The sequence below is a fragment of the Vibrio sp. JCM 18905 genome, assembly GCF_055393305.1.
This window is the reverse complement of sequence record NZ_AP043879.1, coordinates 1407017-1433276: the sequence shown is the minus strand read 5'-3', so window position 1 is coordinate 1433276 and position 26260 is coordinate 1407017. Positions and strand designations below refer to the sequence as shown.

24 protein-coding genes and 1 riboswitch are annotated in these 26260 nt (G+C 44.2%); of the genes, 15 read left to right on the top strand and 9 right to left on the bottom strand.

What is annotated here, in order from left to right:
* Positions 1-8 precede the first annotated feature (8 nt).
* The 4 genes from ectA to ACZ5ZC_RS14795 form a co-directional block, all read right to left on the bottom strand.
* Positions 9-542 (bottom strand): diaminobutyrate acetyltransferase, encoded by a 534-nt coding sequence (gene ectA, locus ACZ5ZC_RS14810; protein WP_005393379.1) that lies wholly within the window; start codon positions 540-542, stop codon positions 9-11.
* Between the two features lie 313 nt (positions 543-855).
* On the bottom strand, positions 856-2517 hold the full coding sequence (locus ACZ5ZC_RS14805) for a BCCT family transporter (RefSeq protein ID WP_464932042.1): 1662 nt from the start codon (positions 2515-2517) through the stop codon (positions 856-858).
* Positions 2518-2708: 191 nt separating this feature from the next.
* Positions 2709-3455 (bottom strand): 3'-5' exonuclease, encoded by a 747-nt coding sequence (locus ACZ5ZC_RS14800; protein ID WP_005393383.1) that lies wholly within the window; start codon positions 3453-3455, stop codon positions 2709-2711.
* Positions 3455-5335, bottom strand: a complete 1881-nt coding sequence (locus tag ACZ5ZC_RS14795) for a DUF294 nucleotidyltransferase-like domain-containing protein (RefSeq protein WP_006741594.1) — start codon at positions 5333-5335, stop codon at positions 3455-3457. Before ACZ5ZC_RS14795 ends, ACZ5ZC_RS14800 begins: the two co-directional genes overlap by 1 nt.
* A gap of 438 nt (positions 5336-5773) precedes the next feature.
* Here ACZ5ZC_RS14795 and proV point away from each other — a divergent pair, with 438 nt between their 5' ends.
* The 13 genes from proV to ACZ5ZC_RS14730 all read left to right on the top strand — a co-directional run bounded on the left by proV (position 5774) and on the right by ACZ5ZC_RS14730 (position 18836).
* The gene (gene proV / locus ACZ5ZC_RS14790) at positions 5774-6961 is read left to right on the top strand and encodes a glycine betaine/L-proline ABC transporter ATP-binding protein ProV (RefSeq protein WP_005393388.1); all 1188 of its coding nucleotides are present in this window, start codon (positions 5774-5776) and stop codon (positions 6959-6961) included.
* Between the two features lie 4 nt (positions 6962-6965).
* Positions 6966-8057 carry a glycine betaine/L-proline ABC transporter permease ProW gene (proW, locus tag ACZ5ZC_RS14785; RefSeq protein WP_046874899.1) on the top strand — a complete coding sequence of 364 codons (1092 nt, stop codon included), beginning with the start codon at positions 6966-6968 and terminating at the stop codon, positions 8055-8057.
* The gene (gene proX, locus ACZ5ZC_RS14780; RefSeq protein ID WP_005393392.1) at positions 8050-9057 is read left to right on the top strand and encodes a glycine betaine/L-proline ABC transporter substrate-binding protein ProX; all 1008 of its coding nucleotides are present in this window, start codon (positions 8050-8052) and stop codon (positions 9055-9057) included. Before proW ends, proX begins: the two co-directional genes overlap by 8 nt.
* A gap of 216 nt (positions 9058-9273) precedes the next feature.
* The gene (locus tag ACZ5ZC_RS14775) at positions 9274-9918 is read left to right on the top strand and encodes a thermostable hemolysin (protein WP_464932041.1); all 645 of its coding nucleotides are present in this window, start codon (positions 9274-9276) and stop codon (positions 9916-9918) included.
* Positions 9919-9925: 7 nt separating this feature from the next.
* Positions 9926-11485: an AMP-binding protein gene (locus ACZ5ZC_RS14770; RefSeq protein ID WP_464932040.1), complete on the top strand. Its 1560-nt coding sequence runs from the start codon at positions 9926-9928 to the stop codon at positions 11483-11485.
* 25 nt (positions 11486-11510) lie between these two features.
* Entirely contained in the window at positions 11511-12194 is a 684-nt protein-coding gene (locus ACZ5ZC_RS14765) for a TenA family transcriptional regulator (RefSeq protein ID WP_464932039.1), read from the top strand.
* An 8-nt stretch (positions 12195-12202) separates the two neighbouring features.
* On the top strand, positions 12203-12997 hold the full coding sequence (locus ACZ5ZC_RS14760) for an SDR family oxidoreductase (protein WP_464932038.1): 795 nt from the start codon (positions 12203-12205) through the stop codon (positions 12995-12997).
* A gap of 14 nt (positions 12998-13011) precedes the next feature.
* Entirely contained in the window at positions 13012-13647 is a 636-nt protein-coding gene (locus tag ACZ5ZC_RS14755) for a tetratricopeptide repeat protein (protein WP_464932037.1), read from the top strand.
* Positions 13648-13650: 3 nt separating this feature from the next.
* Positions 13651-14307 carry a response regulator gene (locus ACZ5ZC_RS14750; RefSeq protein ID WP_005393404.1) on the top strand — a complete coding sequence of 219 codons (657 nt, stop codon included), beginning with the start codon at positions 13651-13653 and terminating at the stop codon, positions 14305-14307.
* Positions 14297-15709 (top strand): sensor histidine kinase, encoded by a 1413-nt coding sequence (locus ACZ5ZC_RS14745; RefSeq protein ID WP_464932036.1) that lies wholly within the window; start codon positions 14297-14299, stop codon positions 15707-15709. Before ACZ5ZC_RS14750 ends, ACZ5ZC_RS14745 begins: the two co-directional genes overlap by 11 nt.
* Before the next feature lie 186 nt (positions 15710-15895).
* On the top strand, positions 15896-17845 hold the full coding sequence (locus ACZ5ZC_RS14740; RefSeq protein ID WP_457868384.1) for an LTA synthase family protein: 1950 nt from the start codon (positions 15896-15898) through the stop codon (positions 17843-17845).
* Between the two features lie 141 nt (positions 17846-17986).
* Positions 17987-18352, top strand: coding sequence for a VOC family protein (locus ACZ5ZC_RS14735; protein WP_005393412.1), 366 nt, complete (start codon positions 17987-17989; stop codon positions 18350-18352).
* A gap of 100 nt (positions 18353-18452) precedes the next feature.
* The gene (locus ACZ5ZC_RS14730) at positions 18453-18836 is read left to right on the top strand and encodes a hypothetical protein (RefSeq protein ID WP_005393414.1); all 384 of its coding nucleotides are present in this window, start codon (positions 18453-18455) and stop codon (positions 18834-18836) included.
* A gap of 91 nt (positions 18837-18927) precedes the next feature.
* Here ACZ5ZC_RS14730 and ACZ5ZC_RS14725 read toward each other — a convergent pair whose 3' ends face one another.
* Complete coding sequence (locus tag ACZ5ZC_RS14725; RefSeq protein WP_464932035.1) at positions 18928-19662, bottom strand: chromosome partitioning protein ParA; 735 nt, start codon at positions 19660-19662, stop codon at positions 18928-18930.
* Positions 19663-19693: 31 nt separating this feature from the next.
* On the bottom strand, positions 19694-19852 hold the full coding sequence (locus ACZ5ZC_RS14720) for a hypothetical protein (protein WP_005377784.1): 159 nt from the start codon (positions 19850-19852) through the stop codon (positions 19694-19696).
* A 528-nt stretch (positions 19853-20380) separates the two neighbouring features.
* Positions 20381-20480: riboswitch (glycine riboswitch) on the top strand.
* 122 nt (positions 20481-20602) lie between these two features.
* On the opposite strand from ACZ5ZC_RS14720, the gene ACZ5ZC_RS14715 reads away from it, so the two are divergent.
* Entirely contained in the window at positions 20603-21979 is a 1377-nt protein-coding gene (locus tag ACZ5ZC_RS14715) for an alanine/glycine:cation symporter family protein (protein ID WP_005393417.1), read from the top strand.
* A 114-nt stretch (positions 21980-22093) separates the two neighbouring features.
* Here ACZ5ZC_RS14715 and ACZ5ZC_RS14710 read toward each other — a convergent pair whose 3' ends face one another.
* Complete coding sequence (locus ACZ5ZC_RS14710) at positions 22094-22660, bottom strand: hypothetical protein (protein ID WP_005393418.1); 567 nt, start codon at positions 22658-22660, stop codon at positions 22094-22096.
* Positions 22660-23295, bottom strand: a complete 636-nt coding sequence (locus ACZ5ZC_RS14705; RefSeq protein WP_005393419.1) for a LysE family translocator — start codon at positions 23293-23295, stop codon at positions 22660-22662. The genes ACZ5ZC_RS14710 and ACZ5ZC_RS14705 overlap by 1 nt, the downstream gene beginning before the upstream one ends.
* Before the next feature lie 223 nt (positions 23296-23518).
* Between ACZ5ZC_RS14705 and ACZ5ZC_RS14700 the strand changes: the two genes are divergently transcribed.
* Positions 23519-24991: a carboxypeptidase M32 gene (locus ACZ5ZC_RS14700; RefSeq protein ID WP_464932034.1), complete on the top strand. Its 1473-nt coding sequence runs from the start codon at positions 23519-23521 to the stop codon at positions 24989-24991.
* A gap of 70 nt (positions 24992-25061) precedes the next feature.
* Here the strand turns inward: ACZ5ZC_RS14700 and ACZ5ZC_RS14695 are convergent, their stop codons facing one another.
* Positions 25062-26012: an LpxL/LpxP family Kdo(2)-lipid IV(A) lauroyl/palmitoleoyl acyltransferase gene (locus tag ACZ5ZC_RS14695; RefSeq protein ID WP_464932033.1), complete on the bottom strand. Its 951-nt coding sequence runs from the start codon at positions 26010-26012 to the stop codon at positions 25062-25064.
* Positions 26013-26260 lie beyond the last annotated feature (248 nt).

Sequence of the window (26260 nt, the reverse complement as noted above, 5' to 3'; positions counted from 1 at the left end):
TTTGAGGATTATTTGAGAGGAATGCGATACAAATATTCTGTATCGTGTTTGCCTTTAAAGTGGGCTTCTTCATCCAAAAATGTGCTTACTTGGCCAGAGTTGCCGTTCATCGCATCTAACTTTTTGAACAATGCCCAAGAGGCTTTATTATCTTCCGTGATGGTAGTTTCTACCGATTTAACACCGCCCAATTCCTCTCGGGTGAGAAGTTCTTTCAACATGCGGAATGCTAAACCGTGACCTCTAAAGCGAGGTGAGACTGCAACTTGCCAGACAAATAAAACGTCTTGCTCGTCTGGTTTCTGATAACCGGAAATGAAACCTGCGATTTCGCCTTTTTGCTCAACCAAAATACTGGTTTTGCTGAAATGCGTAGACTGTAGGAAATTGCAATAAGATGAGTTCATGTCCAATGGAGGACAGTCTGCAATTAAGCTGTAAATGTCGTCACCATCAGAGATTTTAGGCTCACGAAAAATCCATTTTTTACTTGAGTCTTCTCCAATCTCTGGATAAAGAACCCAAGGTGCTGATGTGATCATGTGGAAATACATATCCTTTGAGGTCTAATTAAATTTCCTTTTTATTATGGGCATCCCTCGCGACTAAAAATCAAATAATCCGCCTTTTTATCGGTATTTTTGTGACAGGCATCACAAAAATACGCCATTTAACCCAATCTTAAAATAGTTCGAGGTCTAATTTATTAAAAAATCACTTAAAGAATAAGTATAAAAAACGAACAGAAAAAACAGTCCTCCATGGTCTTCATTTCTCAGCAAAAAATTCAAAAATCAAAAAAAACGGCATGCTTTCGCATGCCGCTTTATTCAAATATTTAACTGCTGATGTTGGTTATTTCGATTTCTTCTTAGAAACCGCTTTTGGACGAGGTTCATCCATCAAGCCTTTTACTAGAGAAACCGTTGCAACAAGCAGAACAATCGTAAATGGTAGGCCTGTGGTCACGGCCATTGCTTGAGCTGCCGCTAGGCCACCACCAAGCATCAATGCAATCGCAACTAAGCCTTCAAACGTACACCAGAACACGCGTTGAGGCGTTGGCGCATCGACCTTACCGCCCGCAGCAATAGTATCAATAACCAGTGAACCAGAGTCTGAAGAGGTAATGAAGAATACCACCACCAAAATAATACCGACGAAAGATGTAATTTCAGCTAGCGGCATCACATCTAACATGGCAAATAGTTTTAACGGTAATTCCGCGTTGAACACGGCTTCATAACCATCGCTCACGTATTGGCTTATAGCGTTACCACCAAAAGCGGTCATCCATAACACACAAACAGAAGAAGGGATAAGGATAACGCAAATAATGAACTCACGAACTGAACGACCACGAGATACACGCGCAATGAACATACCGACAAATGGTGACCAAGAAATCCACCAAGCCCAGTAGAATGCTGTCCAACCTTGAGAATAGTTTACGTCTTCTCGTCCAAATGGCATTGATAGGGCAGGAATATTAGCCACATATGACACTATATTTTCGAAGAAGCCCGTTAAAATCGCGATCGTCGGGCCGACAACAATAACGAAAAGCAGTAAAAGCGCAGCGAGACCCATGTTGATCTCAGATAAGATTTTCACGCCTTTGTCTAGTCCCGCAACAACTGAGATTAAAGCGAGTGCGGTGATGCCAATAATCAATAGTACCTGCGTAGTATTCGTCATTGGAACATCAAATAGGAAGTTCAAACCCGTTGCGGCTTGAGACGCACCGTAACCTAGAGACGTTGCCAGACCAAAAACTGTCGCTACAACGGCAAGAATGTCGATAATGTGACCAGTCCAACCCCATACACGCTCACCAAACAGTGGGTAAAAAATAGATCGCATGGTAAGTGGTAAGCCTTTGTTAAACGAGAAAATCGCCAAACCAAGGGCCAATAGCGCATAAATTGACCACGGATGAAGCGCCCAGTGGTAAATCGTCGCCGCCATGCCTAGTGCAGATGCAGCACTTGCATCGCCTTCTGCACCACCTAGAGGGGCCCAGTCAGTACGAACACCGTTCTCAACGTTCACGCCACCAATAGCAGAACTAAAATGAGACATAGGTTCTGATACACCAAAGAACACCAGACCGATACCCATACCTGCTGCAAAGAGCATTGCCAGCCAACCCGCATAGGAATAATCTGGCATCGCTTCTGTACCGCCGATTCGTACACGACCTAGCGGTGTAAAAATCAACCCAACACAGACAATGACAAAAATATTACCAGATGCGAGAAAGAACCAATCCAAATGGTGTAACAAACCCGCTCTTAGATCTGCGAAAAACGGCTCTACCTGTTCTCGAAATAATAGTGTTACTACAACAAATAGGATGATTGCTAAACCAGAAATTGCAAAAACACGGTTATGAATATCAAGGCCAAACGGGCCTACTTTTAACGCGACGTTATCCTGACCAATTTGATAGTCAGTGTCTATCGCGTTTACCTTTCCATCGGGGCGTTGAATGCCACCGTTATTATCGGTGCTCACGGATAATCTCCTTAAAAATACGTGACCAAATTTAAATTACTTTCGTCGGAGTTTGAGTGATGAAACCTCCCATCACTACCAAGCACATGTTCAAAAAACATAGTTCTTATAAGCGGTTACTCAGTCCGCCATAATAATCGCAAAGCCCCCTACCTTTCATTGCATTTTATTGTCTTCATCATAAACAACGCTTATTGCCAAATCGAAGAGATTGGCATGCTTCGATTAAAATGATATTGCAACTGTGCTTGAAACAGTTCAGCAGTTGCCAGCGCATCGGTCAAAGCATGATGAGGTTGATAAGCAGGAAGGCGATACCTTTCACGAGCATGCCCCAGCCTGACAGAGCCTGGCTTCTTACCTTTTAACTTATTGAATAGGCCACTGCATTCACGGCGCTGTATCGCGTGTTCAATGTCTAGCGTATCGACAACGGGAAACTGTATCCCCTCCCCAATGCTATTTAGCAACGCGTTATTAAAAAACTGCCTTTCGATATTTTTATAATGAACAAGCACAACTTTGCCTGACAGCGCATCCAATATTTCCCCTAAAATGTGGGTTAGTTGGGGCGCGTTTTTGACTTCAGAATCAGTGATGCCATGAATCACAACTGACTCTTCGTTTAACTCACGATTAGGGTTAACAACCCAATGCGCAGAGCCACTACATTGAACACGATCAATGGTAAACGGCACAAGTCCAATCGTGAGAATTGCATCCTCTTCCGCATTCAAACCTGTCGTTTCAAAATCTACCGAGACAAATGGCACTTCCTCAATTGGTGTTTCCCCATTAACCATCGGTGTCGAGTAATAACGTTTGAGCCTCTCGTCTCTTGCTTCTTTCGCGAGCTGTTTGAATAACGTTGACCACTCTGGCGTCCGAGACGTATCCAACAACGGCTGATCTTTTGCTGCATTTTTTGAGAACCACATTATTTGCTACTTCTCTGGTATCGGAACTTGATGAAGTTCTGTGCATTACTAAGGATTTGGAAAGCAGCTTTTAAGTTTCGGCGCTCAAACTCTGACATGTTCTCTGGCTCAATGTTGTTATCTGGTTCATCTCCATTTTCGATATCGAGTGCTTGATGACGAATTCGAACCATGTAGATCAATTCCATTGCATCCCTCAAGTCCATTCCTCGACCTTTAGGTAAAATGCCCGCATCATTGATATCGTCTAAACGGTCAAACGAGTTTTGCGAACGGGAACCAATTGCCAATGAATGTACTCGAATCAAATCTGCCAATGGCGCAGTTCCTCTTCTTTTCAAGTTAATAGAATTGCGGTGACGACCATCTTTCTCCATAACAAAATCTTTGAAGAAGCCCAATGGCGGTGTACGACGTATCGCGTTGTAAGCCATACATGCAAGGAAGCGGTTGTTTCTTTTCGCGCGCCTAACAATAAAGCTGCTTAATTGTTCCGCCCACTTCACTCGCCCATGAACACCTAACAAATCAAAAAAGATATTACTGTTTAACAACCTTTCAGGAGTTGGGTTATCTATCCAGTTGCCAAAGCACTCCTCCCACTCCGCTCGGGTTTTTCGCCACTCTGGATTGGTTGCCATAATGTCGCCAGTACAGTAAGCATACCCGCATGCTGCTAAACCATCACAAACAAATTTGGCAAACTTTTCAAAGTACTCCCCGTGCATCTCAACATCATAACTGTTATCGAGAATAAGGGCGTTGTCTTGGTCCGTTACAATTAACTGCTCATCCCTGGCCATCGATCCCATAGCGACCAAACAATACGGAATTGGCGCAGGGCCAAGCTCTTGCTCTGCTAATTCAGCCAAACGCTGTTTAAAGCTACTACCAATTACCGACATGGCTCGACCAATCATATGAGCGTTGGCATCTTCATTCACCATTCGTACAAAGCAGTCTTTCACTTGTTCAGAAACTTGCTTGAGATCTTCAACGCTGGTTTGTTGGAAGATGGAGCTAACGAGTAACAAACTGTTTTGAGATTCATAACGGACAATATCCGTCATGCCAATAATTCCTATCGGCTTTTTATCTTTTAAAATAGGGAGATGGTGCACGTTGTAGCGCAACATGGTTAACATGGCTTCAAAGACATAAGCGTTGTAATCCAGAGACACCACGTCATAACTCATGACCTCACTCACTGGGATATTGGTATCAATGCCCTGAGCTAATACGCGAATACATAGATCGCGATCAGTCAATATTCCAAGTAGTTGTTCATCATCTTCTTCTGTGAGTTCTTCTGCTGGGCGAACAATAAGCAAAGAGGTGACATTTTCCTCCGCCATCAGTATCGCGGCTTCTTGAATCGATGCCGTCGCCTCCAACGTTACCGGATCTCTCGCTAAGATCTTACGTGCCTTGGCAGTGGTAAAGTCATTGCTTTCTGAGCGGCTGGATATTGCGCTTCGCAAACGCGCGCTGTCTTCCAGTTCCATATAGTCAGCAAAGTTTTCAAACTCATCACAAAGCTCGTTGAAAATATCCTCCGGAATACAGTAAACCAAGGTGTCTTCTATCGCTTTGGCAGGCATACGCACACGGTTGTTCATTAACAAACCCATCTGTCCAAACAGTCCACCAGCGTCAATCCTGTTATAGAGTTCGCCTTTACGTCGGTAGATCTCCACAGCGCCGCTTCTCACCATATATAAGTCGCGGATCGTGTCTCCAAAATTGAGTATCTCTGTGCCTTGCCGAAAGTATGCAACCTCGGCATTTAGAGCGATCTTTTTTAACTGCTCTTCGGGTAGATCATCGAAAGGTGGGTACTGACTAATGAAGTTGAGCACTTCTAACTGTTCGGCTTCCATCTTTTATTCCATACGTTGCCTAAACTACAGCGATAAATATCACCAAGATTGAAATCAATCAATGAATAAATCTAAGAATAACAACACCTAACCTAGTTCGCAGAATAAAACTCCAACCAAAAATTAGAGCTCTAATGTTTTTAAATATAGACCTCTAATCTATTTCTCCTTATAGCTATGCAGATGGGCTGAGTTGAAATGTACTAAAAACTTCAAAATAAATTCAAACCAATGTCATGGAAAAGTTAAGCGAAGACAAAACCAATCGTAAATATCTATTTTTGTTAATAAAAACACTATTTAACCACACCACCTTCATTGTTTATTGTATGCACATAAAATCCAATTAACCGAACCCCATTCGTTGAAAGTTGAACTAAAATTAATTAGAGTACAAATCGTTAAACAGTTATAAACACACAAAAAAGGACAGATAACATGGATCCCATACTGGAAGTTAAGGGACTGTATAAAGTGTTTGGAGAAGACCCAGAAAGAGCCTTCTCGCTTATCGAAAAAGGTATCGATAAGGACGGTATTTTTGAACAGACAGGTTTAACAGTCGGCGTAAACGATGTATCTCTCACCATTAACGAAGGTGAAATTTTCGTAATCATGGGGCTTTCTGGTTCGGGAAAATCTACTCTCGTTCGACTCCTAAACCGACTCATTGAGCCAACGAAAGGCAGTGTTTATCTCAAAGGGAAAGATATTGCCCATATCTCTGAAGACGAACTTCGAGAAGTTCGTCGCAACAATATCTCAATGGTTTTTCAAAGTTTCGCGCTTATGCCTCACATGACGGTGATCGAAAACGCTGCATTCGGTTTAGAACTTGCTGGCATTGATGTTAATGAACGTCAGAAAAGTGCCCTTTCCGCCTTGGAAAGAGTTGGCTTAGACCCTTATGCAGAATCTTTCCCTGACGAATTATCCGGTGGTATGAAACAGCGCGTGGGTTTAGCAAGGGCATTGGCTTGTGACCCAGACATTCTATTAATGGACGAGGCGTTTTCCGCTTTAGACCCATTAATCCGTTCTGAGATGCAGGATGAGCTTATTCGTCTACAAAACGATGATAAACGCACAATTGTCTTCATCTCTCATGATTTGGACGAAGCAATGCGTATTGGTGATCGTATCGCCATCATGCAAAACGGTGAGGTTGTTCAGGTTGGCACACCTGATGAAATATTGCACAGCCCAGCAAATGATTATGTTGAAGCATTTTTCCGCGGCGTAAACATCGCAAGTGTCTTGACAGCAAAAGATATCGCTCGCAAGAAGCCAGCCGCCGTCTTTAAGAAATCGGAAAATGATGGCCCGGGCTCTGCGATGCAGATTCTGATGGATCATGACCGTGATTACGGCATTGTCGTCGATAAATCTAGCCGATATTCCGGCATCGTGTCTCTTGACTCACTACGTTTGGCTCACAAAGAAAACCGCTCTCTAGCCAGTGCTCAATTGACGGATGAAGTCACTCTTCAGCCAGAGCAGTCAATCAATGACATTTTGGGACTAGTTGCAGGCGTTCCTTATGCCGTACCTGTCGTTGATGAGCAAGGTACTTACTTTGGTGTCGTGACTAAATCACGTCTTCTACAAACACTAGATAAGGATTAACACGATGTCTTCAGAGCAAACTAACAATGATCCCTGGTCGAATACCGCTCCTGCACAAGATGATCCTTGGTCACAAGGTGCAGGTGCTGACGCTGCCCCAAGTAATGACTGGTTAAGCTCAGAAACTGTAGAGCAAGCGCCATTCGACATTATGAACCCATTCCAAGATGCGGTTCTACCACTTGATAGCTGGGTAGAATCGGGATTGAACTGGTTGGTGGAACATGGTCGCCCTGTTTTCCAAGCAATTCGAGTTCCAATCGACTTTATTCTTACCTCGTTTGAAACTGCTTTGGTGTCTACACCTGCGCCTATCATGGTGCTCATTTTATTTTTGCTGGCGTGGCAGTTTTCCAATGTAAAACTCGGTTTTTCAACACTTGTATCCCTTGTTTTTATCGGCCTAATTGGTGCGTGGTCACAGGCGATGACAACGCTCGCACTGGTTTTAACCGCCGTCTTCTTCTGTTTGCTTATCGGGCTACCGATGGGGATATGGTTGGCGAGAAGCCAAACCGCAGCCAAATTTGTTAGACCAATACTCGATGCAATGCAAACGACCCCCGCGTTCGTTTATCTAGTGCCAATCGTTATGCTATTCGGTATTGGTAACGTTCCTGGCGTTGTAGTAACCATCATTTTCGCACTGCCTCCCGTTGTGCGCCTGACTATTTTAGGGATTCAGCAAGTACCTGAAGAGCTGATCGAAGCGGGCCACTCTTTCGGGGCAAACAAAAAACAGATGCTTTACCGCATCCAATTGCCATTGGCGTTACCAACGATTATGGCAGGGGTAAACCAAACCTTGATGCTTTCACTTTCTATGGTTGTGATCGCTTCAATGATTGCGGTTGGCGGCTTGGGCCAAATGGTACTTCGTGGTATCGGCCGACTTGATATGGGTCTTGCTGCTGTCGGTGGCTTAGGCATCGTAATTCTTGCCATTTTATTAGACCGTATTACCCAAGTATTAGGGGTTAATGCGGGTAACACCAAGCTTCGCTGGTATCACACAGGTCCTGTTTCATACCTATTAAAACTGAAAACAAAGACGAACCAAGACGATCTAAAACTTAGGAGAAACATCAATGAATAATTCATGGAAGAAAGCGCTCTCTGTTGGAGCTCTAAGTACTATCGCATTTTCAACTTATGGTGTGGCAAGCGAACTACCGGGTGAAGGTGTGACTGTTCAGCCAGTTCAATCAACCGTTGCAGAGGAAACGTTTCAAACATTGATCGTAAACCGTGCACTTGAAGAGCTTGGTTACGATGTAAAACCAACTAAAGAAGTGGATTACAACGTAGGCTATACCTCTATTGCTAAAGGCGACGCCACTTTCTTAGCAGTAGGTTGGTTCCCTCTTCACGCCGATAAGTACACAATGTCTGGCGGTGATGATAAGTTTTTCCGCAAAGGTCAATATGTAAGTGGTGCTGCGCAAGGCTACTTGATCGATAAAAAAACCGCTGAAAAATATGGCATCACAAATATTGGTCAATTAAAAGATCCAAAACTGGCCAAGCTTTTCGATGCCAACGGTGACGGTAAAGCGGACTTAACAGGTTGTAACCCAGGCTGGGGTTGTGAAATGGTCGTTGAGCATCAGTTGGATGCGTTCAAGCTTCGTGACACAGTAACGCACAACCAAGGTAACTACGCTGCGATTATCGCTGACACGATTTCTCGTTACAAAAAAGGCGATCCGATTCTTTACTACACTTGGACACCTTACTGGGTAAGTGGCGTCTTAGTTCCGGGTAAAGATGTTGTTTGGTTAGAAGTGCCATTCTCTTCACTTCCTGGTGAGCGTAAGGACATCGACACAACACTAGAGAACGGTAAGAACTACGGCTTCGAGATGAACTCTATGCGCATCGTTGCGAACAAAGAGTTTACTGAAAAGAACCCAGCAGCAGCGAAGCTGTTTGAAATCATCAAGCTAAACATCAATGATGTTAGTGCGCAGAATATGATGATGAGCCAAGGTAAGAACAGCTCAGCAGACATCGAGTCTCATGTAAATGGCTGGATCAAAGCGAACCAGAAAAAGTTCGACGCATGGGTAGACGAAGCTAAAAAAGCAGCCATGTAATCGGCACAACCATTAAAATACGTGACACCTAACTTTAGAGCCAACCGATCACATCGGTTGGCTCTAATTTTATTCACCGTAGTAAAAAGGGTTACAACAATATTGAGCCCTGCTCCTAAGTATTTTCTTAAAGTTTCTACTTAATTTCATTCCTTAAGAGTTTCTTAAGTTTCGCGTTTTATTTTGTTGATAACCAATCAAACAAAGGAAGCGCTCATGAAACACCATGCACAAATTTCTGTAGATGGCTTTACTTTAGACATCGTCTATCCAATGCATCCGCTTTGGAGCCAAGTTATCGAGCATGTTTCTCAGCGTTATCAAGAAGCATTCTTTGCCGAGCTCAAACAGTTTATGCCGGCGTATTTAACCCTCATTGACGGCGGTCAAATTATTTCCGTATGCGGCTTTCGCATCGCCGAAGATGAACCTTTGTTCCTTGAACAGTATTTAGAAGACGACGCCCAAAAGCTGGTTTCTAACGTATTTAACTGCGACGTAAAACGTTCGAACTTAGTGGAGTTTGGTCACTTGGCATCTTTCGCTAAGGGCATGTCATCTCTGCACTTCTACCTGATCGCAGAAATGCTGGTCAATCTCGGTTTTGAATGGTGCATCTTCACCGCAACAGACCCTCTTCACGCCATGATGGCGCGCCTAGGATTGGAGCCTCATATCATCGCGCAGGCCGATCAAAATAAAGTCCCCGATGCCGAGTCCACTTGGGGGGCGTACTACGAGCATCAACCGCGTGTGTTAGCTGGCAATTTGCAAAAAGGACTCGAACGCCTTCGATTAGTCCAAGAAAAAAAACGCAAACACAACCACAACAACTTGGTTAAACACCACGCCAGAATATAGGTGATGTATGAATATTCTCCTCGATGCCATTACAAAATGGGCAAAAACGACACCAGATCGAGTAGCACTTGTCGGCTACGAAGCGAATCAAACCGTTGAACTGACTTACTCTGAATTGTTAAACAAGATCGAACTCGTTGCCGCCGAGCTTATTGCACAGAACATCAAAGCACTCGCGCTACGCGCAGAAAACAGCATCAATTGGGCCATTGTTGATTTGGCGGCGATGGCGGCAGATTTAGTCGTCGTACCTATTCCGACTTTTTTCTCTGATGCACAAGTTGAACACACATTAGAGCAATCAGGCGTCGATGCTTTAGTCGGCGATTGGCAAGCATGGTTGGCTTCTCATCCTAAGCAAAGCTTTAACCAGCAAGACCATCCGCTTTCCATTGCAAATTTGCCTTTGCTGCGTCGTAACCAGTTGGGAGATGAAGAGACACGGGTAGCTTATCTACCAGAAACCGGAAAAATCACATTTACGTCTGGCTCGACTGGTCAGCCTAAAGGCGTCTGTTTAAGCAATGATCATTTGTGTTTGGTGGCGAAATCGCTCGCCGACGCAGTAAACGGCACGGCGCACTCGCACTTAGTGCTGCTTCCGTTATCGACACTTCTCGAGAACATAACCGGCGTTTATGTGCCACTCATGTTGGGCGTGACGTCATATATTTTACCCGGAGCGCAAACCGGCCTACTCGGTTCAAGCCAATTCGAACCGGGTTTGTTTGCACAAGCATTAACGACCATCAAACCAGAAAGCTTAGTGCTAACACCGGCTTTATTGCTTGCGCTCATTCAGATCGCGAAACAACAGCCCTCTCTTGTGGATTCTCTAAAATTTGTCGCCGTTGGCGGCGCAAGAGTGTCGTCGCAACTGATTAACACCGCGCATGCGCTGAACATCCCTGCGTTTGAAGGTTATGGCTTGTCTGAATGTGGCTCCGTCGTTTGTTTGAATACACCAGCCACATTTAAAGCAGGAACGTGTGGCAAACCGCTTCCCCACGCTCAGATTCGTATCGCGGAAGGTGGTGAACTGCTCGTCAAAGGCAACGTTGCTCTTGGTTATTTGAATGAACCGTTTACTCAAGAATGGTTAGCGACTGGCGACTTAGCCCAAATTGACGCGCAAGGCTTTGTAACTCTCTCGGGGCGCAAGAAGAACCTTATCGTCACCGCATATGGCAGAAATGTCTCACCGGAATGGATTGAATCAGAAGCGTTGGCGTTTTTGCCGATGACGCCACTGATCGTTACAGGCGATAGCCAACAAACATTATGTGCTGTCATTGCCAATAGCGAAGACGTCGAAGCAAAGGTTCATGCATTAAACCGAACCCTACCCGATTACGCTCAAATCCGAACCTTATTGCTGCTTAACAACCCACGAGCCATCTCTGGTTGGTACACGGATAACGGCAAGCTCAAACGAAATCAAATCGAACATGATGTGGCTCAGTTGTTAGCGAGCACAACGCCTGAATTAACGCTGCAAGCGCAAAAGATCCAACGCATCGATTTGCCCTTCCAGCAACACATTACGTCTTTCCAAACTGCATCTTAGTTAACGGCTTCTTAAGGAGAAGGTTATGACTTTATTTTTCGAACAACTCAAACAAAGCACTGCCACTGCTCAACAAGCAATGTTAACTGCGCCAGTCATCGCAGACGTTCAACAAGGCAACATTTCCAAAGATATGTATATCGCCTTTCTAACCCAAGCTTACCATCACGTTAAGCACACTGTTCCCTTGCTGATGGCGTGTGGAGGCCGACTATCTGGCGAATACGAATGGGTACGAGATGCCATTTCCGAGTACATCGAGGAAGAGAAAGGCCATCAAGAATGGATTTTAAATGACATCAAAGCGTGTGGCGGCGATGCCGAAGCAGTGCGCAACAACAAAGATGTAGGCCAAGTCGGTGCGCCTATTGAATTGATGGTTTCCTATCTTTACCACAACATTGACCGCCACAACCCACTCGCGCTGTTTGGCATGGTGTGGGTATTAGAAGGCACCAGCGTCGGCATTGGTGGCCAAATGGCAGAAAAAATCCAGTCAACGCTAAGCCTACCGCCTTCAGCAATGACTTACCTAGTTTCACACAGCGTGTTAGACCAAGATCATCTGCAATTTTTTGAATCACTGATGAACAAAATCACCAAAGTGGAAGATCAACAAGTCATCATCGACTCCGCAAAAATGGTGTTTGCACTGTACGGACAAATGCTGCGCTCTTTGCCTTCTTTCTCAACCCAACAAGCGGCGTGAGGTGAAGCATGAACATTAACAACAGCACCATTCTCCTGACAGGCGCAACGGGCGGAATTGGGCAAGCCATCGCGCAAAAGTTAGCAAAACGCGGTGCTAGCCTCATTCTTGTTGGGCGAAACGAAGAGAGCTTGCAAACACTACAGCGTGAACTGTCAAATCCAGAACGTCATGACGTAGTCGTTGCAGACATCACCTCATCAGAAGGATTAACAGCGATTAAAGATCGAGCGCGTCAACATCAAAAAGTGGACGCACTGATTAACAATGCGGGCAGCAACGATTTCTCGTTGTTAGGCCACAAACGACCAACGCAGATTGCAGACGAAATCCAACTCAATCTCGTCGCGCCAATGCTGCTGTGCCAGTCGGCGTTAACGTGGTTAAAACAGCCTGGGGTGATTCTCAATATTGGTTCCACATTCGGCTCAATTGGCTACCCAGGCTATACCTCCTATTGCACGGCAAAAGCGGGGTTGCACCGTTTTACCGAATCGCTCGACAGAGAGCTGTTCGCAACCGGAATCCGTGCGCTGTATTTGGCACCAAGAGCGACAGAAACCTCACTCAATAGCGATGCTGTCAATGAAATGAATCGACAGCTAGGTAACCAAACGGACTCGCCGCAAGTTGTTGCAAATCACGTTGTCGCCATGTTGGAAAAAGAAATCTCCGCGAAATGGATTGGTTGGCCAGAGAAGCTTTTTGCACGCATCAATCAACTGCTTCCAAGCATGGTTTCTTCTGCGATTCGTAAGCAGCAAGAAACCATTCACCAATACGTAAACCGAGTCAGTCACTGAAGAGGACATAGACGATGAAGACCAAACAACTACTTTGCGCTTTGACGGTTTGTTCAACGTTAGCTTCGACCGCTGCGTTGGCAGGCAATGCTCCGCTGCAACAGGTTCAAAAGAAATGGGCGGAATGTCAGTACGGCACGCCCGATGGTGGCGAAAAGGAACAATGCTTCCATCGCGCAATTGCCAAAACCAGTATTTATCTCGACAGAGAACCGGGCAATCCCGAACTCACTGTTTGGCTGGCAATCAATAAAGCATCGCTGGCTGGTGCTCAAGGTGGCTTGGGTGCACTATCACTCGCCAAAGAAGCCAAATCTTTACTCGAAGGGGTAATCGCAACGTCACCGCAAGCGCTTGATGGATCTGCATACACCAGTTTAGGTTCTCTGTATTACAAAGTTCCGGGCTGGCCAATTGGCTTTGGTGATGACGATAAAGCCGAAGAAATGTTGAAAAAAGCGTTAGAGATCAATCCAAAAGGCATCGATCCGAACTATTTTTATGGAGACTTCCTTGCAGAAGAAGGTCGAGACAAGGAAGCGAAAGTGTATTTGACTCGCGCAATGCAGGCGTCACCTCGCCCCGACCGACCTTTGGCTGATAAAGGTCGAAAACTGGAAATTGAAGCGACTCTTGTGAGTTTGAAATAATCCATGCGCTTATTACTCGTAGAAGATGACAAACTACTCGGTCAATCCATGGTGACTTCATTAAGTCGCCATGGGTACACCGTGGATTGGGTGGAAAAAGGCTCTGGCGTGACTAGCGCACTCAAAACAGAAGCGTTCACCGCCGTAATATTGGATCTCACTCTCCCCGATATCGATGGATTGGAAGTTCTGCGTAATATTCGCAAAGGCGGATTTAAGCTCCCAGTGATGATACTTACCGCACGAGACGACATTCGCGATCGCGTTCAAGGCCTTGATGGCGGCGCAGATGATTACCTCGGAAAACCGTTTGCACTCGAAGAGTTGCTCGCTCGCTTGCGTGTGTTGATTCGCCGTCAATCCGGTAGTGCAGAAGAAATCATTCAAGTTGGGCAGTTATCTTTATCCTTATCGGAACAAAGCATTCGCTACGATGACGCGCCGCTTAAACTCACACGCAATGAATTTAAAATCCTCACCAGCTTGATGACGAACGCCGGACGCGTGCAAAGTAAGGAGCAATTGCAACAATCACTACACGGCTGGGATGAAGGTTCAAGCGACAACGCTATCGAAGTTCATATTCACAATTTGCGTAAAAAAGCGCCCAAAGTGGTCATTAAAAATATTCGCGGTGTGGGGTACATTCTTGAAAGATAAGAAGTCGTACTCGATCAAACGTCAGTTAACTCTATCAGTAGGCGTGTTGGTAAGTGTTCTCTTACTCATCTCACTTTATTTCAGTTTCCAATCTGCGAAGCACGAGGTCGAAGAAGTTTATGACGCTAGGCTTGGACAATCCGCAAAATTAATGTTGCTGACGCTCTCAATTTCAACGGAAGAGAGGACTCTCGCTAACCATCGAGAATTATTTAATGAGTGGATGGAAAACATTGAGTCAATGTCAAAATCTGACGATGACAATGTCACAACGTTCGGCCACCCTTATGAACAAAACTTGGTTTTTCAATTCTATCGAGACAACACACTAATCTGGAGCTCAGATCAAACCTTGCACGCACTCTCTACGTCCTTTGATAATAACGGCTACACTGATATCGTAAAAGACGGTACACAATGGCGTACATTTCAGATTTCACTACCACAAATAAAACATGATAATGAATACGTCGTGGTTGCAGAAAAATACAAGATACGTAAAGAGATCATCCACGAAATTGCCCTATCCACATCAATAGAACAATTGCTGATACTACCAACTTTGTTGCTTTTGCTGTTTTGGTTGATCGATAAACATTTCCGACCGATTAACGACCTGCGCACCGCCATCACACAAAGAAACGTACATCGATTAGATCGCATTCATGTAAAAGACAACACCGTTGAACTCGCACCACTTGTCGATTCGCTCAACTCTCTCCTCTCTGAACTAGAGTTAGCCTGGCAAAGAGAGAAACGCTTTACACGTGCTGCAGCGCATGAACTAAAAACCCCACTAACAATCCTTCGTCTTAACGTAGAAAATGCACTTGAAAGTAATGATCCGGAGCAACTGAGAGGAGATTTACACAACATTCTGCAAGGCATTGAACGCACTGACCGCCTTATCCATCAGCTACTGACTTTAGCTAAAGTAGATAGCTTATCAGAACGTGTATTCGACACCGTTGAGCTAACCCCTTTGTTGCAAACCGTTGTTGCTGATTTGGCACCGTTAGCATTGAAGCATAAGCAAGACATCAGTTTATCATCTTCCAACATCGCTATATCCGGTGATCGAATGTTGTTAGAGGTGTTATTTCGTAACCTCGTCGATAATGCGATTCGTTACTCCGGCGAGCACAGTGACATACAAGTCAGCGCCACTGAGAACAATAATAAAATCAAAGTCTTAATTTCCGATACTGGCCCAGAAATCCCGAAAGAAACTCGTAAAAGAATCTTCGAACAGTTTTATCGGGGTCATTCTGAACATGGCGACGGTGCAGGTTTAGGGATGTCAATTTGCAAAGACATTACAGCACTACACCGTGCAACACTGGAGCTCATTCCCAGAGAAAATAGTAGGAATACGTTTGTCGTCACTTTCCCAAAGTGCTAACAAAAGCGATACAGGCCATAACCTGTTTAATTTATGTTCCAGCCGAACATGAGCTTCATTCCACACTTACATAGACATACCAACACTTACACTACTCGACCATAAACCCACATTATAATTCACGTTTATTTCACGCTTGCTTTGTTAAAAACAACACAACATAACAATTAAACTATTCGAATAAATATGAAAAACTTATCTAAGGGCTCTGTGTGGGGGCCTTTGCAGCCAATTGCTGCTTTTTCTTTGTTTTCACTTATATTTCTGTCTATTTCACGCGTTTTGCTCGCCTTTTGGCAACTTGATCGAATTGACTCTTTCAACGACCTAATTTACATCCTAGGCCAAGGCTTACGCGTAGACATTGCAACACTGTGCTGGTTATTCATCCTCCCTGCACTGCTTTCTGCCCTAATGCCATTCAACGGCAAGATTGGGCAATGCTGGAAATGGATATTGCGCATATGGATGGTTTTAGGGCTTTGGATTCTCGTGTACATGGAACTGGCAACGGCACCATTCATTCAAGAATATGACCTACGCCCAAACCGTCTGTTTGTGGAATACCTTATCTATCCGAAAGAGGTCATGGGCATGCTTTGGACTGGCTATAAGCTAGAGCTGTTTATTGGCGCGTTAGGCACGGCATTAACTCTAGTTTTGGGTTGGAAATGGAGCAAAAAACTGACCGACAATGCACAGCAGATCAACTGGAAATGGCGCCCACTATTAGCCATTTTTGTTGTGCTTCTTGGTGTTGCAGGCGCACGCTCGTCTTTAGGCCACCGCCCACTAAACCCTGCCATGGTGGCGTTTTCTAACGATCCACTGCTCAACGACTTAGCATTAAACTCATCTTACTCACTGCTGTTTGCTGTCAACAGCATGAAGTCAGAAAAAAGCGCAGAGCAGTTCTACGGCAAGATGGATAATCAAAAGATGCTGGAGCTAGTTCGCGCTTCGTCAAAAAAGTCCGACTTTGATCCAACATTGCTTCCAACCATGAACAGTAACCCAGCGACTTACCATGGTAAACGTAAGAACTTAGTGATCTTGCTACAAGAGAGCTTAGGAGCGCAATTTGTGGGTTCTTTGGGTGGTCTACCTCTTACGCCAAACCTGGATGAACTCATGGCTGAAGGTTGGCAGTTCACGCAAATGTACGCAACGGGTACTCGTTCTGTTCGTGGTATCGAAGCCGTAACCACGGGTTTTCCACCATCCCCTTCTCGCGCAGTGGTGAAACTAAGCAAAAGCCAAACAGGCTTCTTTACCATCGCAGACTTACTCAAAGCACAAGGCTATCACACGCAATTTATTTATGGCGGTGAAGCAAACTTCGATAACATGAAAACCTTCTTCTTCGGTAATGGTTTTGATCAAATCGTCGAAGAAGATGATTACAATAACCCAAGCTTTGTTGGCTCTTGGGGGATCAGTGATGAAGATTTATACAACAAAGCAGACGAAGAGTTTGAACGTCTTTCAAAAAGCGACAAACCTTTTTTCAGCTTAGTTTTTACGTCAAGCAATCACAGTCCTTATGAGTATCCGAAAGGTAAAATTGAGCCATACGATTCCGAACACATGACGCGTAACAACGCGGTGAAATATTCAGATTACGCTTTGGGTACGTTCTTTGAAAAGGCGAAAAACTCATCCTACTGGGATGATACTATTTTCATTGTCATTGCAGACCACGATGCCCGCGTGTCTGGTGCTAACTTGGTTCCAGTTAAGCACTTCCATATTCCTGCATTGATCATTGGTAAAGACATTCAACCACGTAAAGATGACCGTATCGCAAACAACATAGATATGCCGCCTACGCTGTTGTCTCTTATTGGCGTAGACGCCAAAACGCCGATGATTGGTCGTGATTTAACGAAACCACTGGCTCGCGAAGATGAACGCGCAATGATGCAATACGACAAAAACTTTGGTTATTTAACGCGTGACAACCTAGTTGTGCTTTCTCCTGGTGAAAAAGTATCGACCCTGGCGTACGACTTTGAAAGCCAAACCATGAAACCGCTAGAAGTCGATGAATCCGTTATTGAACGCGCAAAAGCAAACGCATTGTTTGCATCTAAGGCGTATCAAAACAACTGGTACGCTTCGAAACGTACCAACTAATATCCGCTGATTCAGTGAAAAGGGAGCCAACTGGCTCCTTTCTTTATTCTTACACTCTCCTTCGAATCTTCTACTGACAAAACCTGTCTTAGCCTTCCGTTAGATTCAACCTCATACTTCTAGTAAATTGAGAAACAGACCATGCTAACTATCAATTCATTCGTCCTCTATGTTGAGGACATCCACGTAAGCCAAGCTTTTTACTCGAAACTGTTTGATTGTGAGGTCACGTTTTTGTCTCCAACATTTGCTTCTATGCCACTCGCAAATGGCTTAAAACTGACACTCAAGCAAAGTGATGTTCTTTCCCCTTCCAGCGACATCAAAGGTGGTGGCACCGAGTTATCATTTGCAGTGCGCAACCGCCATACGTTAGAGCACGTTTACAACAGTTGGAAAAACATGGGCGTTGAGTTTGCTCAACCACCAATGACTTCGGTGTATGGCTTAAATTTTGTGGCTACCGATCCGGATAAACATCGCATTCGCGTTTTCATTAGTGAATAAAAATGCGTTAAAAATGCTTTTTACCCATTCCCAATGTGACTTCAATAAATTAGACTCAGGGAAACATCAAAAGCTGCGTTGTATATAAGAAGGAATGCCCATGAGCTCAAGTATGATCCTTAGCGAATCTCTAATCGAGAGTGGAAGAGATATCCCCCTCAAAGAACTGCTTTATGCAAAGCGCGTGCTGGATAATTACATGGCGGTAGCAAAAGAGAGCAGCCCACTTGAGCTGTTGACAGAGATGAAATCGGCAGCAAAGCAAGTGGAATACTTTACCACTACGAGTAACCCGTGTGAGGCTCGTAATGTCATCAGTCAGATGATTGATAAAATCGACACCGCGGAATCTTTTGAGTCGTTCAAGGCTTTAGCAGGCAAGCCCTCACTAGCTCTCAATGAACTGATTGAAGATCGCGCCCAACTGATTAAACATGAGCGAGAATTGCTGCTTGCTTCAGGCTATGACGCCTCGCGTATCTAAGAATAAACGCTAGCTCCCGAGTTTAAAGCTAGCAACGAAAAAGGAGCTCTTAAAGAGCTCCTTTTACTTTCCAAAATCAGGTATAAAAGATCTAGAGGCCGATATCTTCAGTTATTGCTTTGATTTGCTTGAGATCCATTTTATAAACTTCAATCATTTGGTCGACCTGACTTAGCCGTGAATTGGCTTCATCGTGTTTATCACACGCGTCCGATTTCACGTCCCAAGATTTACCTTCCAAAAATACATCACACTCTTTTTTGAGTTTCTCGATCTTAGGCAATAATTTCGCCCTTTCTTTCTCTAGGGACTCCAATTCTTGCGAAATTTTCAGCTCTTTTTGAAACACCTCGCGCGATCGTTCAAAGATAGTCGCTTGCATATCCGCTTGACGACTCAACTTCTCATTTTCCGACTTCGTCGTGTTGATCTTATCTGCCTGTTGTTTCAATTGAGACTCTAGCGACAGGTTAACTTTCTCGACCTCAGTCAATTCCTTTTGTAACTTCTTAAGCGCTTTCTCGTGCGCTTCATCTTTCGCAGCGAGCAGTTTAGTGACTTTATCTTGTATTTCTTGCTCGAGCGCTTCTTCGCGCACTTTTACTTGAGACACCAATTGCGTTTTATCTTGCGTCAACGCTTGGTATTTTTCTTCTAGCACATGATAAGTCGATTCCCACTTATTCGCAGTGACAATCGATCCAACAAGGCCACCAAATGCCAAGCCTAATACCGCAGCAATCGCGATATAGATATGAGTACGTTTGTCACGCTCTTCAATGACAACAACGTCGTCTTGTTCTTCCATCTTGTTCTGAGAACTCACCGTATACTACTCCAAGGACTCTTTTACTTTGCTAGCGGATCAATTCCGCAAACATAATCGATGCTGTATAAATCAGAAAGGCGCCAATTAATGTTATAACGGTCGCTTTTTGGACTTTTTCATTGGTTCGATAACGAAACAGCACAAATGCTACTGCAATCAACACCGCAATGGCTAATAATCTGGTCATACCGCCTCCTTGTCCACTCATGAAAAACTGCCTAGGTCCATAGACGGTTTCACAAAGATTTATTGTAACTCATTTATACGCCCCATAAGGTCAACTTAGCGTAGATTTTAAAATAAGTGCTTCGATTTCAATCAAATTTGTGTTCTCAATTGAATAACTTATGCCGTAATAATCGAAACACATTTATCGTTCTGAAGTGTATTCTTGGTTCTATTCCCTAGCCCAATGAGTTTTGTTTATGCAGTTGCTCACACAAAAAACTTGGTAAGCATAGCTTCGTGAAAATAAGTGGGGTTATTTCGTTGAAAATAAATTGATATAGGGTGTTGAAATGGACCAAAAACATGATAGAGTTCACACGTTAATGATGACCAGCATCATTAACTAACCTTTACTCATTTAATTGAGTAATTGTTCCGATGAAGACTGCAGGAGAGTGGTTATTAATCAAACTTTAACATTTGATTAGCATAACTCGCCGAAGAATTAACTATTTCAGGTGCTACCTAGGTAGCGGGGACTGTAGTTGGAGGAACCTCTGGAGAGAACCGTTAAATCGGTCGCCGAAGGAGCAAGTCTTGCACTCACGCAAGGTGAAACTCTCAGGCAAAAGGACAGAGGAGTGGAAAGTTACAACCTAACTATTTTGCTTGGCCTTCCCGCCTACAACCAATAGCTTAGTTCTTTTAGAGATCGTTGATCTCGTCCTTTCCCTCTTCTCCTTATTAGTTGTTTTATTAAGGGGAAATCATGAACGACCTACAATCTTTACTACAAACCATCGATAATTTTGTCTGGGGTCCACCACTGCTTATTTTGCTAGTGGGTACCGGTGTTTACTTCACTTTTAGCCTCGGCTTGATCCAGTTTAAACATCTCCCAACAGCGCTAGCGATGGTATTCAGTAAAGATAAGTCATCTGATAAACAAGGTGACGTTTCTAGCTTTGCAGCACTTTGTACTGCGCTCTCAGCAACGATTGGTACTGGTAACATTGTTGGTGTTGCCACCGCGATCAAACTTGGTGGACCAGGTGCCCTATTCTGGATGTGGCTCGCCGCCCTTTTCGGAATGGCGACTAAATACGCCGAATGTTTGTTAGCGGTTAAATACCGAAGAGTCGATGATAAAGGCCAAATGATTGGTGGCCCGATGTACTATCTGCAATACGGTGTTGGCTCAAAAGCCCTCGCGATCATGTTTGCAGTGTTTGCTTTGGGTGTTGCTTGTTTTGGTATTGGTACGTTTCCACAAGTAAACGCGATTCTGGATGCAAGTGAGATATCTCTCGGTGTTGACCGTGAGCTCTCTGCCTTTGTACTGACTCTTTTGGTTGCTTTCGTGACTTTGGGTGGTATCAAATCCATTGCTAACGTTGCAGGAAAAGTGGTTCCTACCATGGCTGTATTTTACGTGTTGGCGTGTTTAAGCGTGATCATCATGAATGCAGACCAATTGTTCAATGCCGTTGAATTAGTGTTGGTATCAGCATTTACATCAACAGCAGCGACTGGCGGTTTCTTAGGTGCAAGTATCATGCTGGCGATCCAATCAGGTATCGCTCGTGGCGTATTCTCAAACGAATCTGGTTTGGGTAGCGCGCCTATGGCAGCAGCGGCAGCGAAAACAGACTCTTGTGTGAAACAAGGCCTGATTTCAATGACAGGTACCTTCTTTGATACCATCATTATTTGTACCATGACGGGCCTAGCCTTGATCCTTACTGGCGCATGGCAAAGCGACTTTTCTGGTGCAGCAATGACGACTCATGCCTTTGCGGTAGGTTTAAATGCGGATACATTTGGCCCAATGCTGGTTTCAATTGGTTTGATGTTTTTTGCATTCACAACCATTCTTGGATGGAACTACTACGGTGAGCGTTGCGTTGTGTTCCTTTTTGGTACAAAAGCGGTGCTTCCTTATAAGCTGATTTTCGTTGCTTTGGTGGCATCAGGCGCGTTCCTCCATCTAGACATGATTTGGCTACTCGCCGATATCGTAAATGGTCTGATGGCGATTCCTAACCTAATCGGTTTGATCGCACTGCGTCACGTCGTGCTGGCAGAAACCAAGCTGTTCTTTAGCTCAGCATCGCAATCTGATCAAATTGAAGCAGTAAAAGCTTAGTGACATGACAAGTGTTCAGTAATGAACCGTCAATCGCTGAAAGTAAATTGGAAATGGTAAAAACATAAAGCCCGCTGGTATTCAGCGGGCTTTATTTTATCTTAAGTTAAGCGGTTAATCTCTCAACCATTGATGCTCAACCTTTTCTCCACGTTCTTGAAAAAACTTCGCATTTTTTTGCTTGAATTGATCCGACTTCAGCTCTGATAGCGGCCAGTCTGAAAACGCCTCTGTTACGAACGAATCTCCAACCCCAACTTCAATCGATTCAAGATGCTTCCCGATGTAGCGATAAAAGTAGCTCTGCCCCAGTGCATCACAAACCATCGGCACATGTCTCATGCGTTGATGGTTGACGGATACTGAAGCCCAAGTTGTCGTTTTAGGTTCGCAACTTTGCTCTTTTACAACATCAACTTCAAATTTATTGTCCATTGTTGTCGAGACAAAAACGACAATACCGTCATTCATATACACACGTCGAAGTAATAGCTGTTTCGTATCTTGAGTTCGCGTCTGTTGTATTCCATTGGAAAATGGCTCGAAATAGCCCCAGTGCCAAGACCAGGTCATGCCACGTTGCGCAAACTGTACCTGTGGCCATGTCTGCCAAACAATGGCACCAACCACGCCAGTAATAAACACAACGAGTAATATCAAAAGGTGGTAAATATTGCGCATTACACGGGCTTTTCAATCAATAACTTTACGCCAAGTGCGACTAAGACAGCGCCCGTCGCCCCTTCCATCCACTTCATAAAGCTTGCATTCTTTAACAGGCTCTTAGCTGAGTTAAGTGCGCCAGCCAAACCACACTGCCAAACCATCGCAATAATAAAGTGCACGGATGCCATCATCATTGATTGAAGCAAAGGAGAACCTTCTGGATTCACAAACTGTGGCAAGAACGCCAAGTAGAAAACTGCCGTTTTTGGGTTCAAGACGTTAGAAAGAAAGCCCTCTCTAAAAGAGCGTTTGCCATTAAACACTTCATGAACCTGCTCAGTCACTGACAAACCATTCTTCGACGACATCAGGGCTTTTAAACTGCTCAGACCAAGCCAAATAAGATAAGCTGCACCAATCATTTTTACGATTTGGAATAACTCTGCAGATTGCGCCAGAATGGCCGAAATTCCAACCGCTGAAAAGAAAGCATGCACAAATAAGCCAAAGCAAATCCCTAAACTGGTTGTACATCCGTCTTTTAAACCCGCGCGACTGGTATTACGGATAACAAGGGCCGTATCTAAACCCGGCGTTAGCGTTAAAATAGTGATGGCAATAATAAATGCCTCAAAATTCAAGATATCCATATTATCGTGATAATTAATTGTTAATCCGTCATCAATACCGTCAATCCACGAGATTCGCAAGCTTCTTTTTTAAGAGAGCTATACAACTGAGTGAATTTATGGACAATGAGTGACGATTAATTGTTAATTATTAGTAAATTAACGCAGGTTGTTTCGTGCAACTCGACGTAAAGGACCCGTTATCGGGTGTTTAGGGAAAGAACAAAAGAATAAGAGTAGTCACATGAAAGCATTTACAAAACTCATTGAACATTCCAAAAAAGTGGCAAACTTTGAGCACCTCTCTGCCATCATAGGTTGGGACCAAGCAGCGGTCATGCCATCTGGTGGCGCTGAAGCACGCTCCAATGCTATGGCAGAGCTTGATGTACACATTCACTCATTGATGATTCAGCCACACTTGGACGAGCTTTTCGCTCAGGCAGAAGAAGAGACGCTATCTGCAAGTGAAAAGTCCATCCTACGAGAAATGAAACGTGAATGGCAACAAGCTAACTTGCTACCAGAATCATTAGTTCAAGCTCAATCTCTTGCTGGCTCCAAATGTGAACATGCATGGCGTACGCAACGCGGAGAAAATGACTGGTCTGGCTTTGAAAAGAACTGGGCAGAAGTCGTCAAACTATCGCAAGAAGAAGCGCAAATTAGAGCCGAAGCAAACGGCACAACGCCTTACGATGCCATGCTTGATATTTATGAACCAGGCACAACGTCTGCATCGTTAGACACGCTTTTTGCTGACGTAAAAACGTGGCTACCTTCCTTGATAGACGAAGCGCTTGAAAAACAGCAATCAGACAACATCTTATTGCCAACTGCGCACTACCCTGCGGAAAAACAAAAAGCGCTGGGACTGGAAGTCATGAAGCTACTTCAATTCGATTTTGAACACGGTCGGCTTGATGAAAGTGTCCACCCATTTTGTGGCGGTGTGCCAACAGATGTGCGTATTACAACACGTTATGATGAAAGCGAGTTTGTCCAATCATTGATGGGGATCGTCCACGAAACTGGCCATGCCCGATACGAGCAAGGGCTACCAAAAAATTTAGCAGGAACGCCAGCTGGTCAAGCACGCTCTATGGGAATTCATGAGTCACAGTCGCTCTTCTTTGAAATGCAAATAGGACGAAACAACGCATTTATCGACCACCTTGCTCACATGGCTTCCAAGCATTTTTCTGGGGATGAATTTGAAAAAGACAATCTAGCCAAAATCTACACTCGCGTAGAGAAAGGCTTTATTCGCGTAGATGCGGACGAATTAACATACCCTGCCCACGTTATTCTTCGATACGAAATTGAACGTGATCTTATTAACGGTGCCATCAAGCATACAGACGTACCAGAGCTCTGGAACGAAAAAATGAAAGCGTATTTGGGACTCTCAACGGAAGGAAATTTCAAAAACGGCTGTATGCAGGACATTCATTGGACAGATGGAAGTTTTGGATATTTCCCGTCTTACACTCTCGGTGCGATGTACGCAGCCCAGTTCATGGCCGCAATGAAGCAAACAGTAGATGTGGACGCGGTTATTCGCTCTGGCGATCTGACGCCGATATTCGATTGGCTGTCGAAGAACATCTGGAGTAAAGGTAGCTTATTAACAACAGATGATCTCGTAAGAGAAGCAACGGGTGAAACACTAAATGCTAAGCACTTCCAAGCGCACCTAAAAGGCCGCTACTTGTAAATAGAAAAAGAATAGAACGTAAAAGCCCAAGGTTCGTATGTTCCTTGGGCTTTTTTAAGCTCTTTCTATGCTATGCCAAGCTAGGGATAAGTCTGGGCTTGTACAAACAATCCTCGCCTTCAGGTCTGGTTTTAAACCGACGGTGCAGCCACATATATTGGCTCGGACTTGCCATGATTGACGTTTCAACTATCTTATTCACGAAAACTGCCGCACCTTGAGGATCTTCTTTCGGGAAACCGTCGACTGGCGCACTAATCGTCAAGGTATAGTGTCCGTCTTTTCCTCTTACCATCGTAAAAGGCACGATGGCACAATCTGTCGAATCAACCAGCAGACTTGTACCTGTCGTCGTGCAAGCATTTTTAACGGCAAATAATGGCGCAAACGTTGAGCGTCGGTTTCCATAATCATGATCCGGTGCATACCAGACCCGCTCACCCGTTCTAAGCGCTTCAAGCATGGCTTTAACGTTCTTGCGGTCAATAAGCGTACGATTAGAGCGAGAACGCCCCTTGTATTGAAAGTAATCAAAACACGAATTGTTGTTTGGACGATAAACACCAGTGCCAGACTTTTTAATGCCAAAAGCACGAGCACCTAACTCTAAGTTCATCGAGTGTACGGCCAACATTAATGCCCCCTTGCCTGATTTTTCTAAAGCCTCGAGGTGCTCCATTCCTTTTATCGTAACGTGTTTGTTTACCCGTTTATCAGGCCAAAACCATGCCATCGCGGTCTCAAATAGCGCAATACCTGTATTGTCGATATTGTCTTTTAAAATTGCTTCGCGTTGGCATTCTTCCATCTGAGGAAAGCAAAGCTCAAGATTGCGTCTAATCGTAACTTGACGTTTTTTCATGATTCGCATGGCTAAACGGCCAATGCCACGTCCTAATGCTAACTGAACTTTGAAAGGAAGGAGACTGAGTAAGTACATCACGCTGATGATAATTAAGGTTCCCCAGTAACGAGGCAAAAGAAATTCAGCCTTGAATTCAGGCTTTTGGTATTTATTCATGTGAGTATTGTCAGATGTGCCCATCTATAAGTGATAAAAACAATGATAATGGACTGCACTTTTATCATTGATAGCGCTAATAACATAAATTAAAGCGCGCGGATTCTATGGTTCTTCGACACACTACACAATAAGAACTTTGCAGAAATATGTAGGGGGATGAAAAAGCAGCAAAGATGAATCACCACGTTAACATCGATTGGAGTGATTAATCTACCACACTTTCATAAAGTTTGGACAAACATAAC